Source organism: Streptococcus sp. KHUD_018, from assembly GCF_054861215.1.
In genome coordinates this window covers 488,602-508,125 of sequence record NZ_CM142176.1, presented here as the reverse complement: position 1 = coordinate 508,125, position 19,524 = coordinate 488,602, and the positions used below count along the sequence as shown (strand labels likewise).

General features: G+C 39.7%; 13 protein-coding genes. 1 reads left to right on the top strand and 12 read right to left on the bottom strand.

Annotation, left to right across the window (positions count from 1 at the left end; translation table 11 throughout):
• Positions 1 to 8: 8 nt before the first annotated feature.
• From metE to ACVBD2_RS02530, 10 genes are all read right to left on the bottom strand, one after another.
• Positions 9 to 2,258, bottom strand: a complete 2,250-nt coding sequence (gene metE, locus ACVBD2_RS02575) for a 5-methyltetrahydropteroyltriglutamate--homocysteine S-methyltransferase (RefSeq protein WP_461686036.1) — start codon at positions 2,256 to 2,258, stop codon at positions 9 to 11.
• 353 nt (positions 2,259 to 2,611) lie between these two features.
• Complete coding sequence (locus tag ACVBD2_RS02570; RefSeq protein WP_049489550.1) at positions 2,612 to 2,905, bottom strand: helix-turn-helix domain-containing protein; 294 nt, start codon at positions 2,903 to 2,905, stop codon at positions 2,612 to 2,614.
• Positions 2,906 to 3,090: 185 nt separating this feature from the next.
• A complete protein-coding gene (locus ACVBD2_RS02565) occupies positions 3,091 to 3,456 on the bottom strand; it encodes a TIGR02328 family protein (RefSeq protein WP_049489548.1) in 366 nt (121 codons plus the stop codon).
• Positions 3,440 to 3,844, bottom strand: coding sequence for a YbgA family protein (locus tag ACVBD2_RS02560; RefSeq protein ID WP_049489545.1), 405 nt, complete (start codon positions 3,842 to 3,844; stop codon positions 3,440 to 3,442). Before ACVBD2_RS02560 ends, ACVBD2_RS02565 begins: the two co-directional genes overlap by 17 nt.
• A gap of 146 nt (positions 3,845 to 3,990) precedes the next feature.
• Positions 3,991 to 7,035 (bottom strand): type I restriction endonuclease subunit R, encoded by a 3,045-nt coding sequence (locus ACVBD2_RS02555; RefSeq protein WP_461686035.1) that lies wholly within the window; start codon positions 7,033 to 7,035, stop codon positions 3,991 to 3,993.
• 55 nt (positions 7,036 to 7,090) lie between these two features.
• Entirely contained in the window at positions 7,091 to 8,923 is a 1,833-nt protein-coding gene (locus ACVBD2_RS02550; protein WP_461686034.1) for a restriction endonuclease subunit S, read from the bottom strand.
• Positions 8,923 to 9,927, bottom strand: a complete 1,005-nt coding sequence (locus ACVBD2_RS02545; RefSeq protein ID WP_461686033.1) for a virulence RhuM family protein — start codon at positions 9,925 to 9,927, stop codon at positions 8,923 to 8,925. The genes ACVBD2_RS02550 and ACVBD2_RS02545 overlap by 1 nt, the downstream gene beginning before the upstream one ends.
• Positions 9,917 to 11,488: a type I restriction-modification system subunit M gene (locus ACVBD2_RS02540; protein ID WP_461686032.1), complete on the bottom strand. Its 1,572-nt coding sequence runs from the start codon at positions 11,486 to 11,488 to the stop codon at positions 9,917 to 9,919. The genes ACVBD2_RS02545 and ACVBD2_RS02540 overlap by 11 nt, the downstream gene beginning before the upstream one ends.
• 106 nt (positions 11,489 to 11,594) lie before the next feature.
• Entirely contained in the window at positions 11,595 to 12,740 is a 1,146-nt protein-coding gene (locus tag ACVBD2_RS02535; RefSeq protein WP_461686031.1) for an AbiH family protein, read from the bottom strand.
• 50 nt (positions 12,741 to 12,790) lie between these two features.
• Positions 12,791 to 15,424 carry a DEAD/DEAH box helicase family protein gene (locus ACVBD2_RS02530; protein ID WP_461686030.1) on the bottom strand — a complete coding sequence of 878 codons (2,634 nt, stop codon included), beginning with the start codon at positions 15,422 to 15,424 and terminating at the stop codon, positions 12,791 to 12,793.
• 132 nt (positions 15,425 to 15,556) lie between these two features.
• On the opposite strand from ACVBD2_RS02530, the gene ACVBD2_RS02525 reads away from it, so the two are divergent.
• The gene (locus tag ACVBD2_RS02525) at positions 15,557 to 16,174 is read left to right on the top strand and encodes a TVP38/TMEM64 family protein (protein ID WP_065371614.1); all 618 of its coding nucleotides are present in this window, start codon (positions 15,557 to 15,559) and stop codon (positions 16,172 to 16,174) included.
• 46 nt (positions 16,175 to 16,220) lie between these two features.
• Here ACVBD2_RS02525 and scrK read toward each other — a convergent pair whose 3' ends face one another.
• Positions 16,221 to 17,108 (bottom strand): fructokinase ScrK, encoded by an 888-nt coding sequence (scrK, locus tag ACVBD2_RS02520; protein ID WP_009729856.1) that lies wholly within the window; start codon positions 17,106 to 17,108, stop codon positions 16,221 to 16,223.
• A gap of 158 nt (positions 17,109 to 17,266) precedes the next feature.
• On the bottom strand, positions 17,267 to 19,204 hold the full coding sequence (locus ACVBD2_RS02515; protein ID WP_235098022.1) for a sucrose-specific PTS transporter subunit IIBC: 1,938 nt from the start codon (positions 19,202 to 19,204) through the stop codon (positions 17,267 to 17,269).
• Positions 19,205 to 19,524 lie beyond the last annotated feature (320 nt).

Here is a 19,524-nt window from a genome sequence, read left to right as displayed (position 1 = left end):
ATCTTATCTTACAATTTCTCACGCGCAGCTTTTGCTGCTTCGACAAGGCGGATCAAGCTTTCTTTTGTTTCTGGAATACCGCGTGTTTTCAAACCACAGTCAGGGTTGATCCAAACTTTCTTGCTTGGTACTTTGGCAAGAATAGCATCGATTGTGTGGTCGATTTCGCCTTCATTTGGCACACGAGGTGAGTGGATATCGTAAACCCCAGGTCCCACTTCTGTTTGGAAGTTTTTCGCTTTGAGCTCGTCCAAGATTTCAAGGTTTGAACGGCTTGCTTCAAAGGAAATAACGTCCGCATCCATGTTGTCGATAGCTGGGATGATATCTGTAAATTCTGAGTAACACATGTGGGTGTGGATTTGTGTGTCTGGCGCTACTGTAGAGTGTACCAAGCGGAAGGCTGGAATAGCCCAGTCAAGGTAGTCTTCGTACCAGTCGCTACGACGGAGTGGCAATTTCTCACGAAGAGCAGCCTCGTCGATTTGGATGATTTTCACACCTGCAGCTTCAAGGTCAAGAACTTCATCCTTAATAGCAAGGGCGATTTGAAGAGTTGAGTCCTTGATAGAGATGTCTTCACGTGGGAATGACCAGTTAAGGATGGTAACTGGTCCTGTCAACATACCTTTAACAGGTTTGTCAGTACGGCTTTGTGCGTAGCTAGACCATTTGACAGTGATAGGGTTAAGACGAGTTACATCACCCCAGATGATTGGTGGTTTCACCCCACGCATACCGTAAGATTGTACCCAACCATTCTTAGAGAAGAGGTAACCTGACAAGTTTTGACCGAAGTACTCAACCATGTCGTTACGCTCGAACTCACCGTGTACAAGCACGTCAAATCCAACTTCTTCTTGCCATTTAATCCATTCGTCGATGGTTTCAGCAAGGAAAGCGTCGTATTCTTCTTGTGACAATTCACCCTTACGGAAGGCCAAACGTTTAGCACGAACTTCCTTAGTTTGAGGGAATGAACCGATAGTTGTTGTTGGAAGAGCTGGAAGTTTAAAGGCTTCTTCTTGAATTGCTTCACGTTCTGCAAAGGCTGGCAAACGAGTGTAGTCTGCGTCAGTCAAGCCAGCGATGCGCGCACGAAGTTCTGTATTTTCACCCACACGCTCAGTCGCAAAGAGTTCTTTATTAGCTGCAAGAGCTTGATCCCCTTGACCGTTGCGGATAGCATCCAAATCACGAAGTTCTTCTAATTTTTCAACTGCAAAGGCAAAGTGGTTCAAGATAGCTGGTTCAAATTCTTCGTTAGCAGTTGTAAATGGCACATGAAGAAGTGAGCATGAGCTTGTCAATACGATGTTTTCAGCTGGGATTTGCTCAAGAACAGCCAAGCTCTTTTCATAGTTGTTGCGCCAGATGTTTTTACCATTGACGATACCTGCATAAAGAGTCTTGTCTGCTGGGAAACCACCTTTAACGAGTTCAAGAGTTTTCTTACCTTCAACGAAGTCCAAACCAATGGCATCAACTGGCAAGTTTACAAGGTCAGCATAAACGTCACGAACGTCACCGAAGTATGTTTGAAGCAAGACTTCAAGACCTTTCTTGTCAGCCAAGAGTTTGTTGTAGAGGTTCAAGAAGAGAGCTTTTTCTTCAGCTGTCAAATCTTTGACAAGAGCCGCTTCGTCCAACTGGATGCGAGTCGCACCAAGTTCAGCCAATTTAGCAAAAACTTCTTGGTATGCAGCCACTAAGCTATCTACAAAGTTTTCTGCTTTCACGCCGTCTTCAAAGTCTGATAATTGAAGGAAAGTGAATGGACCTACAAGAACAGGACGAGTGTTGAGACCAAGTTCTTTGGCTTCTTGGAACTCATCAAAGATCTTGTGACCAGCCAATTTAACTTGAGTGTCTTTTTCAAATTTAGGCACGATGTAGTGGTAGTTGGTGTTGAACCATTTCTTCATCGGAAGGGCACGCACGTCTCCTTTTTCTCCTTGGTAACCACGTCCCAAAGCAAAGTAGCGCTCAAGGTCAGACAAGTCCAAATTTTGAACTGAAGCAGGTACCACGTTGAAGAGGAAAGCTGCATCAAGGAAGTTGTCATAGTGAGAAAAATCATTTGATGGGATTTCAGTGATGCCTTTTTCTTTGACAATGTTCCAGTGTTTTGCACGCAATTCTTTTGCGGCTGCAAGTAGTTCTTCTTCTGAGATTTCTTTTCTAAAGTATTTTTCAGTTGTAAATTTCAATTCGCGGAATTCGCCCAAACGAGGGAAACCGATGATCGTAGTTGACATGATGTGTCCTCCAAAATTTGTTGTTGAAACTATCTTAACAGAAAAGAAACTGTCTGTATAATTGTAAATAATTAGGCTTTGATATAGTTTGAAACTATATCACTCTTTTGGTCAAAAGAAAAAGACTTGAGACCAGCGTCTCAAATCCTTTGTATAGCTTGTTTGGTGGCTGTATTTTAGTTGGAATGCTCAAACGAGCTATTGACGATTCTCATCAGTGACTATGGCTTGTTATTAGAAAAGACTATAGGTTGATTTTCCTTTGGTATTTTTGATATTTCCCTGAAAAAGTGCGGACGGGAGGTAAAATTCCCCTGTGGATGCTTTTAGCAAACCAAGTTATTTCATCCCTATCAACCTTTTTCCTGTTCAAGTGGGACGACTGCTAGTGTCTTTCCTAAACTGGCTAAGACTTTCAAGACCGTATCCAACTGAGGACTAGTCTTTCCTGTCTCCATCCTAGCTATGACAGGCTGGCTTACCCCACTGAGTTCCTCTAGCTTTTTCTGACTGATACCTTGCTCATGTCTAGCCTCAATCAACTCACTCATAATAGCCACTCGCATATCACTTTCAAGAATTTCTTCCTTGCTAAAGAGTTCTGTTCGGACATCTTTCCAGTTACTCCCAATGGCACTATTCTTCATCACTTAACCCTCTTTCTTTTAAGCCCTTCAGTTCACGCTTGGCTTTTTTAAATTATAACTCAAAAGTTATTAAAAGTAAATCCCAACACTCATAAAAAGAAGACCTTAGAATCATTCTAAAGGTCTCATTTTTATTATTCGAAAAAATTATGAGAAGAGTTATAATGTGGAGCTATTCCTGACTCTTACACCAACTCAATGCCTTTCTCACGGAGATTAGCCAGACACTCCTCGTAGTAGGCTGAATCATGCTCACTATAGATGGGAGTCCCCAACTTTTCCTCAGGCAAGTCTTGATAAGGGTGACAGATCTTGCCACGGTAGTTCTTGTCCAGCCATTCTGGACTGACATTGTAGCCACGGTCAGCCATCTCCTTCATGATCAAGCGATGATAAGCATAGAGATGATAGGGCGAGTGAGTAAAGACATAGTCCACAGTCGCATGTTTTTTGCCCCAACCATTGCCACGCAGGGCGCAGCACTCTCGGTGTTGCCCTAGGAGCTGAGGACGAGGAAGTTGTGAAATCAAATCCTCATGCCAAAGTCTCATGGGAGTCTCCTTTCAGTAAAGTCGAATGTTGCAAGTAGGTATTGGGATAGCGTTCCAGCAACTCTCGAGTCTTAGAAATCAAGTCTTCCTTAGAAGCCTGACCAAAGCGGTAGCGATCCAGCAAGAGCATATAGTCTTTGCGCTCAGCATCAGTCGCTTTCTTTTTAAAATAGCCCCAAATATGCTGAAAGGCATTGCAAACCTGACCTCTGTGTTCTGGGATTTGACAGGCACGGTCAATCAGTTTTTGAACATGGTTGACCTCCACCACTTCATTCTTGAGATACTGGCGAATCTCATTGTAAATATTGCTGGAATTGCTCAAAACGAGGTATTTGTTTCTAGCCCAGAGTTGCTGGCACTGAGATTTTTGATTAGTTTGTTCCATCTTTCTCCTTGTTTTCTATCCGTTTCCAGGAAATATGGAAACAAAGTTGTATCTTAAAAATGAGCGGAATGTGAGCAGAATATGAGCGGATAAATAGTATTTTTTGTAGAGCCGGATTTTTCTAATAAATCGTGGTCGATAACCCCTTAAATACCTGAATAAGTCTCTACTAACAACTGAATCTTACGTAAAACTTCTTGTTTTTTCCGTTCACGCGCTCCCTGTCTACGAGAAGTTGGTGGAATAATCGAATCCAAATCAGTCCCACTATTTTCAGCATAACCTCGTTGAATTGATTTGTCGATAAACAATTGATAGTCATCTACAAGTTTCTCAGCCTCAGCTAGGTCTTGAATCGCGATTTTCTTGCGCTCCTTGCCATATTCGTAGAAAGCATGGATAATCCCATCATGGTCTTTCAATTTTTGCAAATCGGTGTCATTGATAAATCCAATAACCAACTCTTCTTTGGCACGAATATCGATACTAGAACGAATCACACGACTAACTTCTGCTTTCATTACTTCTTTAGACTCAGAATTCTTAGATTTTTCAACAATCAATGCCAGAATATAGTCTAGGTTGATCTCATCTGTTTTTAAGAGTTCAATTTCAAATTCAACATCTGAAAGGTCAACCTCTAAATCTTTGGTCTTTTCATAGTTTTTAAGGTTCAAAAATTCATCTCGAATTTCCACATAGGCGCTTCTTAAATCCTGAAGATAACCTTCAGAAATAGGTTTGTCGATTTCTTGGAATTCGTCATAATTTCGAAGAACATTATCAAGCTTCAACAACTCGCCAAACAACTTAACAAACTCTTTTTTCTCATGTTCTGCTTCAATTTCTTGCGGATTCGGGAATCTTTCCAAAATTTCCTGACAGACTGCTGTATAGCCTTTGACCTCAATACCTGTTACTTGGTCAATGAAACCATCCATGTATTCGCTAAAACTTTTTTCTAAGATAATATCAAGCTTATTGGTATCTCCAAAGGTTCTAATAGCTTCTTGAGTAGCCTTTTCTAAATCACGGAAACAAACGATATTTCCAAAAGGTTTGACCTCGTTAAAAATTCGATTAGTTCTAGAGAATGCCTGAATTAATCCATGATAACGAAGATTTTTATCGACAAAGAGAGTATTCATCGTTGGAGCATCAAATCCCGTCAAGAACATTCCCACTACAATCAGTAAATCCACTTCCTTAGACTTAACTCGTTTTGAAAGGTCTCGATAATAATTTTGAAACTCTTTCCCATCAGTCGAAAAGTTGGTCTTGAACATTTGATTATAGTCATAGATTGCTTTAGAAAGAAACTCTTTAGATGAAAGAGACATGGCTGTATCTTGAGGGTCTAGCTCTTCATCTTGAATCTCTCCATAAGCTGACTGTTCTTCGTTAGGCGCAAAGCTAAAGATAGTAGCGACCTTCAAACGCTTAACTTCTGGTAGAGTTGCCTGTTGCTGCTGGAGTTCTTCGTAGTATAGTTTTGCTGCTTCAATACTTTGTACAGCCAACATAGCATTAAAACCTTGCATCTTTTTTTGTTTATGAGTGTAATATTTACTCCGATGCGTCTTGTCATTATAAACTCTCAACAGGTACTCTGTAATGGTTGCTATCCGTTCTGGATGCAATAGGAGCTCCTTCTCCATCTTTTTGAGTTTCTTCTCATCAATCTCTTGACCAACTGCTTTTTCAGCTTCTCTATACTTGTTTATTTCAGGCTTGATATAGTTATAGTCGACTTTGAACTTCAACACTTTTTTATCTCGAATAGCATCTGTTATAACGTAGTTATGAAGTTGCTCTCCAAAAACCTCTTGTGTTGTTTCTCCTGTTAAGCTATTTTCTGGGAAAATCGGAGTACCTGTAAATCCAAATAAAGCATACTGTTTAAAAGCTTTTTTGATACGCTTTTGCGCCTTTCCAAACTGGGAGCGATGGCACTCGTCAAAAATCAAGACACATTTCTTACTGTAGATTTCATGATTTGGATTTGCTGTTATAAATTTATTTAACTTCTGAATAGTTGTAACAACGATTTTACCATCATTTTCTTCGATACTTCGTTGGAGTTCTTTTGTATTGTTACTACCATTGACTGAATTTGGCTGGAATTTTTGATACTCCTTCATGGTCTGATAGTCAAGGTCTTTTCTATCAACGACGAATATCACTTTGTCAATGTAGTCCAACTCTGTTGCTAAACGAGCGGTCTTAAAGCTGGTCAAAGTTTTCCCAGAACCCGTCGTATGCCAGATATAGCCACAAGCATTAATCGTACCGAAATTCTTCATTTCATTTGTGGAATGAATTTTTCGTAAAATACTCTCTGTTGCAGCTATCTGATATGGGCGCATGATGAGTAAGGTATTATCAGCATCAAAGACACAATACTTAGTTAAAACTTCTAAAAGAACTCGTTTGCTCAAAAAGGTAACAGCAAAGTCTTCCAGGTCATGAATTGTTTTATTTTTGCGGTCTGCCCATTCACAGGTGAACTCATAGTGATTTTTATTTTGAGCAGTCGTATTTGCAAAGTAACGTGTATAAGTCCCATTGGAAATAACAAAAATCTGAATATACTTATACAAAGAATTCTCGCTATTGAAACTTTCCTTACTATAACGGTGAAGCTGATTAAAGGCTTCTTGCAGACGAACTCCTCGTCTCTTTAATTCAATCTGAACTAATGGAAGACCATTCACTAAAATCGTGACATCATAACGGTTGGTATGGCTACCCACTTGGGTCACTTGGTTGATGACCTGCATGCTGTTGTTATGAATGTTTTTCTTATCAAGGATGAAAATATTTTTAATTCGTCCATCATCAAAGACAAAATCATAGATATAATTCTCTTGGATTTTTCGAGTTTTTTCAACTAATCCTTCATTGGGACAATCCAGATACTCTACTACAAAGCGATCCCACTCAGCATTCGTAAAAGTCACCTTATTGAGTTTTTCTATTTGCACCTTTGCATTTGCTAAGAGCTCTTCAGGTGTATGAATATTTAAGCGTTCATAGTTGAGATGATTCACCAAATCAGAAATTAACTGATTTTCTAAATCAGCCTCTGTCTGATATTCTCTATCCGTACGATACTCTGGTTGATACTCAGCCAAGAGAATCCCTTCATTTGTTTCCGCAATTACTTCATGTATTTTTGAATAATCAACCATAGCATGCTTCCTTTTTTGTTTTAATTGAGATTCTATCTCAAAATGATTAAAGAATTTATCTAGTAAAGTTTAATAGTTGTTCCCGCCAGTAGTCATACTGTTTCTGTCTTAGTTCAATTTCCTTTGGAAGGCCTTCAGAAAGAGAGTCTGTTAAGGTGTTAAAATTGTCAAGAACGGTGACAATTTGAGATTGTGTTGATAAAGAAGGTAATATTATTTGAATTTTTGCAAGGTTTTTAGGATAAAGTTCAATCACTTTAGTTCCCAAGACTCTTTTTTTCTTCTGGTTTTGGAAATAGCTAGTTCTAAAAAAGTAGGCTAAATATTTACTATTTTGCTCTGTTCTAATTACACATGAGTGGCCGCCAATACAAACTTCATCTTTACCATGCCAGACTAAAGCTTTTCCAACGTCCTCAATATTTTCAGATGTCGTCGCTACAATCAAATCACCATTTTTTGCCTTCTTAAGTTTTTGGGACAATTCAATATTAACAAATGATTTTGCAACCTCTGTTTCAATTCCATAGTATGTATATATCTGTCCGTAATGGATACAAGGAACGCCTGCGTCTTGAAAATCTTTTTTCTGAAGCCCATTCCCCCGAATAATGTCTCCTATAGCTCCCAATTCCACCCGAATTGGGCCAAATACCCACTGTAAAAGCTTGATAATAGCGGAGTTGTCCCACTCCTCTACTCTACTCTCAGTGTACTCGCCTTCGGCGACGAATGTCAAGAGTTTTTCTCTAAAATATTCATACTGTTTTTGGCGTAGTTCAATCTCCTTGGGAAGTCCGATATTTAAGTCGTTACAAACCGTATCAAAGTTGTCTAAAACTTGAACAATACGGGACTGTATTTCAAGAGATGGAACTGGGATTTTCAATGATTTAATCATACTCATATTTATATCCCCACGTGCTCCTTGTTTCAAACTCAATATCTGCCTATTTTGATTAACCAACCAATAATACAAATACTTATAATTTACTATTCTTTCATCAACACTAATACTACAACAATGTTGATTAGTTGTTAAAGGAATACTATTCATCGCAACTCTACCAGCAGTTGCTCCTGAAATTGCAATAATTATGCTATTTGGCAGTATCCATTTTAAACCCGTTTCTTCAACAGCTTTCTCAGTAACATATTTTTCTGTAGTTGTTATTGTATTAAATTTTACTTCATTTGTTCTAAGCCAAGGAATAGTACCTTTAAGATAATAATCTTCGCATGATTTTTTAGGCGTTACTCCAGTAACAATCTTAACAGAAATATCTTGAATAGTTTTCCACTCAACCCGATAAACTTCATCCTCAAAGGACAAAAGTTTATCTCGATAGAAAGAATATTGCTTTTTACGTGAGGTTAATTCTGAGGTTAATTCTGAGGTTAATTCTGTAACATAATCGGTAAATTTGTCAAGTATTTGCACTATTTTTTCTTGAATTTCTAGAGGAGGAATTGGAATTTTTATACTTTTTAGATTCTTTTGATTAAGCTTAGGAGGTGTCCCTCTAACAATATCAGAGACATCAGTTTGACTCAATACATAATACACATATTTCAATAAAGCACATCCTGGTACTTCACCTAAAATATGCGCATGATTGTTAACCCAAATTTTACCTATCACCCAGTGTAATATAGGTGAATTATCATTTTTTATTACACTTCCATCTTCTCCCATTAAAATAAAAGTGCCGTCAAAAATCCAATCTTTGACATAATCTTGAATTCCATTAGCTCCATAATAAGGAATATCACCCGGAATTCTTTGACTTTTTGTTATTGGGCGTCTTAAACTATCCAAAACCTCAACTACTTCCCCTAACTCTTTCCACTCAACGGGACAGTTCTGGATTTCTTCTAGGATGTTCATCACTTACCTCCTTCCTTGGCTAGATTTTCAATACTTTTGATTTCCTTGAGGTAATCTTTTTCAACTTGACTGAGGGTCTTAGCTTGGTAGCTCTTATATTCCTTATCTACCTTCTGCTTCATCTGTTCACGAGAGATAGAACCACTATTATCCAGCAAGTCTTCTCCAGTAGCCAGAAGAATGCGATCTACGTGAGTCACCCAGTCAGCCATGGTCATGACTTCTTCTCGCTCTGCCTGTCTTTCCGCAAAGTCTAGATATCCTGATACAAGCTGATTGAGCCCACGGAGTTCCTTTTCTGTCAGATAGTTCTTGGCAACCTTTGCTTCAGATAGAGTAGGGAGGTCTCCCTTAAAATTGATTAATCCCATAAACTCCTTTTCACTATCAACACGATTGTAGATGAGTTCACTGGCAGTATTGTGGTGAATGGCATAATGCATCTTGTTTTGAACCGTCGCAAAGAATTTCTTTGCCTCTTGCGAGTTTGCATTGTAGTCACTAGATGTAGCGAAAAGATCTAAAACCTGACGGTAAAAGACTTTTTCACTAGAGCGGATGTCTCGGATTCTTTCCAGGAGTTCTTTAAAGTAAGAGCTTCCACCCAAGTTTTTCAAGCGCTCATCATCCATAGCAAAGCCTTTAATCAGATACTCTTTCAAGACTGTCGAAGCATAGTGTCTGAACTGGATTCCACGAGGGGAGCGCACACGATAACCAATCGCCAAAATCATATCCAGATTATAGTAGGCGACTTTTTTTGACTGAGTTTTACCAGCTATTGCACCGTGACGAGTGGTTGTCAACTGATAGTTGACAACCACTGTTTCATCCAATTCTCCATCTTCAAATATCGCCTTGATATGTTTACTAATGTTTTGCTTGGAGGTCTGAAAGAGCTCAGCCAGTTCTTGTTGGGTCAGCCAGACCGTTCCATTATCCAAGTGAAGTTCAATAGCGGACTCCCCGTCATCAGTTCTATAGAGAATCACATCATTCGCCATGGCTAAGCTCCTCTACAATCTTATCTATCTCTACACGCAAGTGGTCAATCTTGGCAACAGTCTCAGCGATTTCTTTATTGAGCTCATCAATATCAATCTTCTCACGTGTATCTTCTGGTTCGACATAGGTTGAGACAGATAGATTATAATCCTGCTCTGAACCAATCACTTCATTATCAACAAGAGCTGCTTTATAGTCTACACTTTGATAATTAGTGAACAATTCAACAATATGCTCAATATTACTATCTGTCAAAACATTGTTATTAGTCTCTTTTTTGAACTCTTTACTCGCATCAATAAAGAGTGTTTTATTTTCAAGTTTATTCTTCGCCAGAACTAAAATCGTAGTTGCGATAGAAGTGCCAAAGAAAAGATTATCTGGAAGGGCAATGACTGCTTCAACAAAGTTGTTATATACCAGATACTGACGAATGGTCTTTTCAGCTCCGCCACGATAGAATATGCCCGGGAAACATACAATAGCTGCTCGACCTTTATTAGACAGGTGGTTGAGACTATGCATGATAAAGGCAAAGTCAGCTTTTGACTTGGGAGCTAGTTTCCCTGCTGGCGCAAAACGGTCATCGTTTATCAGAGTTGGATCTCCATCTCCCACCCATTTGACAGAATACGGAGGGTTAGAAACGATAGCATCAAATGGCTTTTCTTCTAAATGCTGAGGATTTAAAAGGGTGTCTCCTCGCTTAATGTCAAAGTTATTGTAGTTGATATTGTGCAAGAACATATTCATACGAGCCAAGTTATAGTTGGTCATGTTGATTTCTTGACCAAAGAAACCATCCTCTAGGATATGTTCTTCATATTGTTTTTTCATCTGGAGCAAAAGCGAGCCCGACCCACAGGTTGGGTCGTAAACCTTGTTAATCTTATCCTTTCCGACCATGACTAGCCGAGCTAGTAGTTTAGAAACTGTCTGAGGTGTGAAAAATTCACCCCCGCTTTTCCCTGCATTACTAGCATAGTTGGAAATCAAGAACTCATAAGCATCCCCAAAAGCATCAATATCATTGTCCTGAAAATTGCCAAAGTTAATGCTATTGATACCATTGAGGATATCAAATAGGCGTTTATTTTTTTCTGGAACAGTTCCACCAAGGATGTTGCTTCGTGTATCCAAGTTATCAAACAAACCTTTGATATCATCTTCTGATTTGAAGCCAATGGCTGACTTTTCAATATCTTGGAAAATATTAGCCAATTCTTCGTTTAAATTTTCATTTTGCGAGGCGTTCTTGACGACATTTTCAAATAATTGACTTGGAAGGATAAAGAAACCCTTATCCTCAACTGTACCTGGTTTGAAATCTTGCTCAGCTTCTTGGTCACTTAAGTCAGCATAACGGAATTCTAAATCACCAGCCTCATGCTCAGCACGGTCAAAATAGTCTGCCATGTGCTCTGAAATAAAACGATAGAACAGAATTCCTAGGATATATTGTTTAAAATCCCAACCGTCTACAGCCCCACGCACATCGTCCGCAATCGCCCAAATTTTACGATGCAACTCCTTGCGTTCTGCATTTTCTTTACTTGCCATTTTTACTTTCCTTAATTAATGTATTATCTTTTCTATTTTATCATATTTCAAGAAAAACCACTCGACCTGACTAGAGCGAGTGGGCTATAAACTATTCTTAACTTTATTAAGGTAGTAGAACTTCTTTCATACCATCCTTATCATCACTCTTTATAAATACAACATTCTGTTTACCTGTTAATTCTATCAGTTTTTCCTTCCCAAGGATGATTGCGAGATTCTTAATAATTGAACGTTTAGCTAAATCATTAAAATAAGTGAAAATAAATCTATAATCATACTTTCCATTTTCTGCTAATGCAAAACATTTTTGAAATATTTCTTTATCCAAAGGGTCAACCGAGTGTTCAAAAACAATGATATTCTTTGAATTTGCAAGTTGACTTCCGAATTCGTCATCTATATCATAGAAAGTTCGTTTAAAAAATTTTTCAAAATCATTTCCCGTTTCTTTTACTACTCTTTGATAATATTTCTGGTAGGGAATTAAATCACTGTTAACATCATTTTCTTTATCCTCAATTCCAAAAACCATCGTATTAATTCGACTGAAGGTTCTAATTAAGTCAATTCGCCCATGTATGAAATGAGTTCTCTTCGCAGAAGTTCCAAATAAATATCGTGAAGTGTTTGTATAATTAAAGTTTAGGACAGAGGAATTTGACAAATCTGATATTGCATCTAGAGCTGTTGGCTTGGATTTTATCTCGATAACTTTAAAATCAAGAAAGTCTCTATAAGATAAATATATTTCTAACAATTCAATCAATAGATCAAGTTGATTGATAAATTCATTATTCAACTTTTCCATTGCAACTTCTCTTTCTAAAGAACCCCAGCCTTTTTTATGAAAGAGTAAAAAAAACAAATCTGAAATATATAATTTTGACCTATAATTTTTTTCTTTTGATAATTTCTCATCCAGTAACCCAGTTTGTCCTGTAATAGTAACTTTGAATATTAAATCATTATTTTCTTTGAAATACATTATTGCATCTGCAAGTTGCGAAATCATTATTTCAAGATTAGACCAATTATCTCCCAGAGTAGCTTTATTCTCATTGATAAATTTTAAATATAAATTATCCTTGTATTTCTCAATCCTTATATTTTTAACTTTTAGAAATTCTAACAACTCCTCATCTGGATTAGAAAATAATTGTTTTTCGAAGTCAATAAAATCAGTATACTTTGTTTTTCGATCCATAGCAATATCAAAGCCATTACCTAAAATTAAAATTGTATCTGCCATATTTTCTCCCTTTGCTTTTTTATTTTCTAGAGGGGTATATTTTACCACCCCTACTCCAACCGGCTTTTAACCTTCTTCTTAGTCAAGGTACGGTCGTTTTGATTGGAGAGAGCTTGGATACGAGCTTCTAGAAGAGTTTTCCGTCCGGCCTCTGTTCGTGTATAGACGAGGTGATAGAGTCCGATAGTCGGCCTCAGAAAGTCGAGGAATTTCTGTGCTTCTTCCTTGCGCTTGTCAAAAAGACTAGGCACGACATAGTAAGGTGACTGACCTTGTCGGACTTTCTCTGCCTTCAAGAGATAGCGTTGATTGTCCACTGGAGCAAGGAACTCTCCCACAGTCTGCGCAAACAACTCCTTGTCCCTCATGCTTCCTCCCTTGAGATAGGCAAAGACCATGTAATTTTCCTTATTCTCCTCTACCTGAACACGGGATTGATCATCTGTTAGATACCCCGAATCTAGCAGAGCCTTTCGGATCTGCTCACCCAGAGATTGCAAACGTTTATAGGGACTCTTATAGCAGAGGTAGCGCCAAGATGCAAAGGCCAAAAAGAGGAGACAAGCTGCTGTAAGCCACCAAACTCCAGTCAGTCTCATTCTAAATAGCAAGACCAACAAATCCACTGCTAACAAGAGCAAAGACATGCGTACCCATTTTAATGCATCAAGCAAGAGCATGACTGGGACCTTCTGTTTTTGGGTTGCGACTTCTGTAACTATCTCGAACTGATCCGCTACGACAAGAGCTTCCTGCCATTTTAGTCTCAAGCCTGCTCGATCCTTGGAGAGACTCTTAACTCGCTCATTGTACTCACTAATTTGCTTTTTCTTAAAAGGGGGCTTTGGAAAATCCAAACGATCCAAACCGGTCTCAATACTCTCCTGATTATAGGCCAATCCAAGAAAATGCTCCATCCGTCGCGACAAGGTCTGCAGATCCTGATTGCTCTCTGGTCTAGGCTCCTCACCAGGAAGAGTGATAAGTGCTTGCGCTTGAACGGCTACCAGATGCCAGATGTTGCTGGTCTTTTCTGGATGTCCCGACCAGATACGAATGGCACGCCCGCGCATCTGGTTACTCAGCATAAAGCTCCCCACAAAGCTTCCGAGGATTAGGGAATTAACGCAAGGAGCATCCCAACCCTCTCCGAGGAGAGACTTGGTTCCGACTAGGACTTGAATCCGCCCTCGTTGAAAAAGCTCCGTCACTGCCGCTACGATTCCCTTAGCTGAGCTCGGAAAACCAACCTGCACATAATCTTTTGGATCCAAGTGACCAATAGGTGAGAAAATAAGAGGAACCTGAGGCAAGAGCTCCTTAAACTCTGCTGCCACATCGGTAGGCAAAATAACGACACTACCTGACAAGACAGCCAAAGACACAGGTATCTCTTGCTCCTGAGCTTTTCGACGAATGCTTTCAAAATAAGGGAGTACCCCCAACTGAGAAATGGTTGCCTGATTATCTCCCAGATAGGTGGCAAAATCCTTGCGAATATAGTCAGATAGTACTAACTGTCTCAGTTCCAGACCTAGACTCTCATACTCCGTCAAAAAGATATCGGCAATGGCAGACAACTTCCCTAGAGATTGGCTTAAAATCTGGTCAGAAGCCTTAGACTTAACCAGATAAACCTGACGTTTTTCCACCAACCCACGCGCCTTCAAGTCAGCCTCTAACTTTTTCCTATATCCATCTGGATCCTCATACCAATCTGGTGTCTGATAGAGTATGCTCTGCAACAGCGTCTCCAGCCAGTAGGAGGTCAATGCTGGAAGCTTCTGGGTTCCCAGTAAATTTTGCAAAGAGGGAGGAATCGTTAACCCCTGAGAATGCATATAAATCAACATAGCTGACAAGTACTTGGGATCTTCTAAGAGAAAATCAGATGAAATATCCCCTTTGAGGACCTTAGACCCTGCCACAAATGTTTGAAAATCAGGAGCGACTATAAGGTGATGAATATAGTCCCACTTAGTCTCCTCAAACCGTTTGAGACGTTCCGCCTCTTCAGCTGTTGGTGAACACATATAGACAAAATCCTGATGAGGGCAAAGAGTGTCTTCCTTGACTAGTTCAGGTACCGTGATTTCTTGATCGATCTCCCCACACATACGGATATAGCGTTCCCAGAGTTCAGGCTCGCTGTCATAAGGTGGTGTCGCTGTCAGGGAGATGACTTGCAGCGGTTCATACTGCTTGCGAAAGGCTTCCAGACTTTTCCACCATTCATTGCGCAGGTGGTGGCATTCGTCCAAACAAAGAGTCGCAACTTTCTGAGCTCTTAGGCTTGCAAGCAAATCAAACCCCACAAAATCCTCTGCTTCTCCATCTTCTTGTGATTGAAGTTGGTTCATGGCGCTATGAAAAGCCTGATAGGTCACAATCGTTAATGCCTTCATCTCCTTTAAGTTTTGGGAAACGAGGTCTGAAAGCCTCTGACCATCCTCTAGAAAAGCTGTTTGAATCCTATCTACCCATTGTTCACGAATAGTGACAGTCGGAACTAAGATGAGGGCTGAGTTGCCAAAACGAGCGATTAACTCGATACCAATGGTGGTCTTTCCAGACCCTGGAGCGGCCACTAGATGAACATGACCGTCTGCTTGATAGTCCTGAAAACGACCCAAGACCTGTTTTTGATATTGGCGCCAGCTTCCTTTAAAGTTTAAACCTAACATGATACCCCTCATTCTATACTGTCATTTTCTTATTCTCATTTTACCACACTTATTTCTCCAGTCAGATAATCCAAATAGTTTTTCTCCATAAAATATGGTATAGTAGAATCATACTATCTATAAGGAGTTTCTATGTCACAGCATAAGCAAATGAAAGCTGTTTCTCCCCTTCTACAGCAAGTCATCAATATTTCGTCTATCGTCGGGGGAGTCGGCACCCTGATTTTCTGTATTTGGGCCTATCAGGCTGGAGTTTTACAGTCCAAAGAAACCCTATCAGCCTTTATCCAGCAAGCTGGGGTTTGGGGGCCACCACTCTTTATCTTTTTACAAATCCTACAAACCGTTGTTCCGATCATTCCGGGAGCTTTGACCTCAGTGGCTGGGGTCTTTATTTACGGACACATCATCGGAACTATCTATAACTATATCGGCATCGTGATTGGCTGTGCCATTATCTTTTACCTCGTGCGACTCTATGGAGCTGCCTTTGTCCAGTCGGTCGTCAGCAAGCGCACCTATGACAAGTACATCGGTTGGCTAGATAAGGGCAATCGTTTCGAGCGGTTCTTTATCTTTATGATGATCTGGCCTGTCAGTCCGGCTGACTTTCTCTGCATGCTGGCTGCCCTTACCAAGATGACCTTCAAACGCTATATGATTATCATCGTTTTGACCAAGCCCTTTACCCTAGTGGTTTATACTTATGGTTTGACCTATATTATTGATTTCTTCTGGCAGATGTTTTGAGAATAGAAAAATCCGTTTGGTTTCCCAAGCGGATTTTTTGTTTGTTTTATTTTGCGACACTCTTAGCAAGGACAAAGTTTCCAAGTGTGGCAGAACCATTGCCTGCGACTGCTGGAGTGACAATGTAGTCACGCACATCTGGTACTGGTAGGTAACCATTTAGAAGAGCTGTAAATTTCTCACGCACACGGTCCAGCATGTGTTGTTGGGCCATAACCCCACCACCAAAGACGATCACGTCGGGACGGAAAGTCACTGTAGCATTGACCGCAGCTTGAGCGATATAGTAGGCTTGAACGTCCCAGACAGAGCTGTTGAGTTCAATATTTTCACCGCGAACACCTGTACGAGCTTCCAAACTTGGTCCAGCTGCAAAGCCTTCCAAACATCCCTTGTGGAAAGGACAAACCCCATTAAATTCTTTTTCTACATCCATTGGGTGTTTAGCCACATAGTAGTGACCCATCTCAGGGTGACCGACACCACCGATAAACTCACCACGTTGGATAACACCTGCACCGATCCCTGTACCGATCGTGTAGTAAACCAAGTTTTCGATACGGCCACCAGCATTGTTACGAGCAACTACTTCACCATAGGCAGAGCTGTTTACGTCGGTTGTGAAATACATGGGTACGTTGAGGGCACGACGAAGGGCACCAAGTAGGTCTACATTTGCCCAGTGAGGTTTTGGAGTCGTTGTGATAAAGCCATAGGTTTTTGAGTTTTTGTCGATATCAATGGGACCGAAGGAACCGATGGCAAGGCCTGCAAGATTATCGAATTTTGAAAAGAATTCGATGGTTTTATCGATCGTCTCGATAGGAGTTGTTGTAGGAAATTGTGTTTTTTCTACAATGTTAAAATTTTCATCTCCGACAGCACAGACGAACTTTGTACCGCCCGCTTCTAAGCTTCCATATAATTTTGTCATGATAAACCTCTTATCTTTGTTTTCTCTATTATAGCACATTTTAAAGAGCTAGATTTCTCAATATTTTAGATTTTCCTCTGTAAATCTTACCATCCAAGTAAAAACGAACAAACATGATATTTGTTCGTTTTGTTTTTAGATTTGATTTTTGAAGAGGACTAGGCTTTCACTTCGATGATAGCGTCACCCTTGACAACTGAACCGCTTGCGACTGGTGTCACAGAAGCGTAGTCTGCTGTGTTGGTTACGATAACCATTGTTGTGTCGTCAAGACCTGCAGCAGCGATTTTGCTTGAATCAAAGGTTCCGAGAACATCACCAGCTTTGACCTTGTCGCCTTGAGCAACCTTTTGTTCAAAACCTTCACCATTCATAGATACAGTATCGATACCAACGTGGATCAAGATCTCAGCTCCATTTGCTGTCTTCAAACCGTAAGCATGTCCTGTGGCAAAGGCGATCGATACTTCTGCATCAGCTGGTGCGTAAACCACGCCTTGGCTTGGTTTCACTGCGATTCCTTGTCCCATTGCACCACTTGAAAAGACTGGATCGTTAACATTCTCAAGGGCAACTACATCACCAACGATAGGAGTTACAAGTGTTTCATTTTGAAGAGTATCAGACTCTTCCACTACTGGCGCTTCTACTGTAGTTTCAGCAACTGTTTCTGCAGTTGCCGTTGCGGCTTCATCAGCAAAGACACCTGCTGCTTTTGTTTTACCATAGAAATAAGTCAAGGCAAAAGCTGTGGCAAATGAAATCACTTCTGCAACTACATACATAGGGATTGAACCTGCTTTAATAGATAGGAATCCGATAAATCCAGCTGCTCCCAAAGAAACAGCAATGACATGGGTCAAGCCTGCAACAAAGGCACCGACTGCTGAACCAGCAAGAGCACAGAAGAATGGGAATTTGTATTTCAAGTTCACCCCAAATAGGGCAGGCTCAGTAATACCAAGGAAAGCAGAGACAGCTGCAGAACTTGACAAGCCTTTAGTTTTAGCATTTTTAGTCAAGAAGTAGATAGCAAGAGTGGCTGCACCTTGCGCAACGTTTGCCATTGAAGCAACAACAAAGATGTAGTCACCAAATCCAGTACCGTTATTATTGTATGCCGACAATAACTGTGTTTCAATAGCAGGGAATGATTGGTGAAGCCCTGTCATAACAATCAATGAATATGTTCCACCAAAGAGCCCCATACCAAATGCACCTGTAGTATTGTATAACCATACAATAGCATTAGTAATGGCATCAGAAACCACCAACATCACAGGACCAATAACTGTAAAAGTTAGGAATCCTGTAATCATAACTGATAAAAGCGGTGTGAAAGTAAAGTCAACTGCAGATGGCAATTTTTTGTGGAAGAATTTTTCTAAAGTTGCCAACAACCAGACAGCCACAAGAACTGGAATAACTTGGTAAGCGTAGTTTGTTTGTGTAACATGGTAACCTAAAATATCCCAAAAAGCTTCTTTACCACCTAAATCTGGTGTGGTCATAATCATACCAATAGCTGCACCAAGGAATTGGTTTGCTCCAAAGCGTTTAGCTGCTGAAATACCTACCAAAACAGGCAAGAACATAAATGGAGCAGCAGACATCAATTGAATCATCGCTGAAATCCCTTTGATAGCAGGGTACATGTCTTCAATTGATTGAGGTCCAAATAAGTCTGGTGATGTCAAGAAGTTACGCAATGCCATCAAAAGACCACCTGCAACCAATGCAGGAATAATTGGAACGAAGATATCTGACAAAAGCTTAATCAAATCCATCAATGGATTAAATTTTTTGTCTTTATTCGCAATCTCTTTTAAATCATCTGTGGAAGCTTCTTTCAAACCTGTTTTTTTGATAATTTCTGCATATACAAAGTTAACATCTCCGGGACCAATAATAATTTGGTATTGTCCGTTTGTGCTAAATGTACCTTTAATATCAGCATTGTTATCTAGAGCTGCTTGGTTCACTTTTGCTTCATCTTTTAATACCAGACGAAGGCGGGTCGCACAATGTGCTGCAGCTACAAGATTCTCTTTACCAACAGCCTCAATGACCTCGGTAGCAACTTTACTATAATCCATAGCAAAAATCTCCTTATAAAATTTTGTTCTTGTTTGAAAGCGATTTTATTCGCCCTACGACTATTATTTTATCACGTTTCTAAAATATGTCAAGCGTTTTGCAGATTTTTTATTTTCTTTCTTTTACTCCTGATTATTCTTGCTCGTTTTTGAGGGATATTTTCTTTTTCCTCAAAAAAATATCTTTATATTAGAGGATTCAAAGCTTTTTATTTACATTTTCTTTCATTTTTTCGTGAAAATTTGCCAGATTTCCTTCGCTTGGTTTCTGGCAATCGTTTGACATATTTTTCTCTTTTTTAACATAAAAGACTTGCTTT

Excerpts from the sequence above, each read along its gene's own strand:
- metE (WP_461686036.1), bottom strand. The coding sequence starts at position 2,258 with ATGTCAACTACGATCATCGGTTTCCCTCGTTTGGGCGAATTCCGCGAA.
- ACVBD2_RS02570 (WP_049489550.1), bottom strand. The coding sequence starts at position 2,905 with ATGAAGAATAGTGCCATTGGGAGTAACTGGAAAGATGTCCGAACAGAA.
- ACVBD2_RS02565 (WP_049489548.1), bottom strand. The coding sequence starts at position 3,456 with ATGAGACTTTGGCATGAGGATTTGATTTCACAACTTCCTCGTCCTCAG.
- ACVBD2_RS02560 (WP_049489545.1), bottom strand. The coding sequence starts at position 3,844 with ATGGAACAAACTAATCAAAAATCTCAGTGCCAGCAACTCTGGGCTAGA.
- ACVBD2_RS02555 (WP_461686035.1), bottom strand. The coding sequence starts at position 7,035 with ATGGTTGATTATTCAAAAATACATGAAGTAATTGCGGAAACAAATGAA.
- ACVBD2_RS02550 (WP_461686034.1), bottom strand. The coding sequence starts at position 8,923 with ATGAACATCCTAGAAGAAATCCAGAACTGTCCCGTTGAGTGGAAAGAG.
- ACVBD2_RS02545 (WP_461686033.1), bottom strand. The coding sequence starts at position 9,927 with ATGGCGAATGATGTGATTCTCTATAGAACTGATGACGGGGAGTCCGCT.
- ACVBD2_RS02540 (WP_461686032.1), bottom strand. The coding sequence starts at position 11,488 with ATGGCAAGTAAAGAAAATGCAGAACGCAAGGAGTTGCATCGTAAAATT.
- ACVBD2_RS02535 (WP_461686031.1), bottom strand. The coding sequence starts at position 12,740 with ATGGCAGATACAATTTTAATTTTAGGTAATGGCTTTGATATTGCTATG.
- ACVBD2_RS02530 (WP_461686030.1), bottom strand. The coding sequence starts at position 15,424 with ATGTTAGGTTTAAACTTTAAAGGAAGCTGGCGCCAATATCAAAAACAG.
- ACVBD2_RS02525 (WP_065371614.1), top strand. The coding sequence starts at position 15,557 with ATGTCACAGCATAAGCAAATGAAAGCTGTTTCTCCCCTTCTACAGCAA.
- scrK (WP_009729856.1), bottom strand. The coding sequence starts at position 17,108 with ATGACAAAATTATATGGAAGCTTAGAAGCGGGCGGTACAAAGTTCGTC.
- ACVBD2_RS02515 (WP_235098022.1), bottom strand. The coding sequence starts at position 19,204 with ATGGATTATAGTAAAGTTGCTACCGAGGTCATTGAGGCTGTTGGTAAA.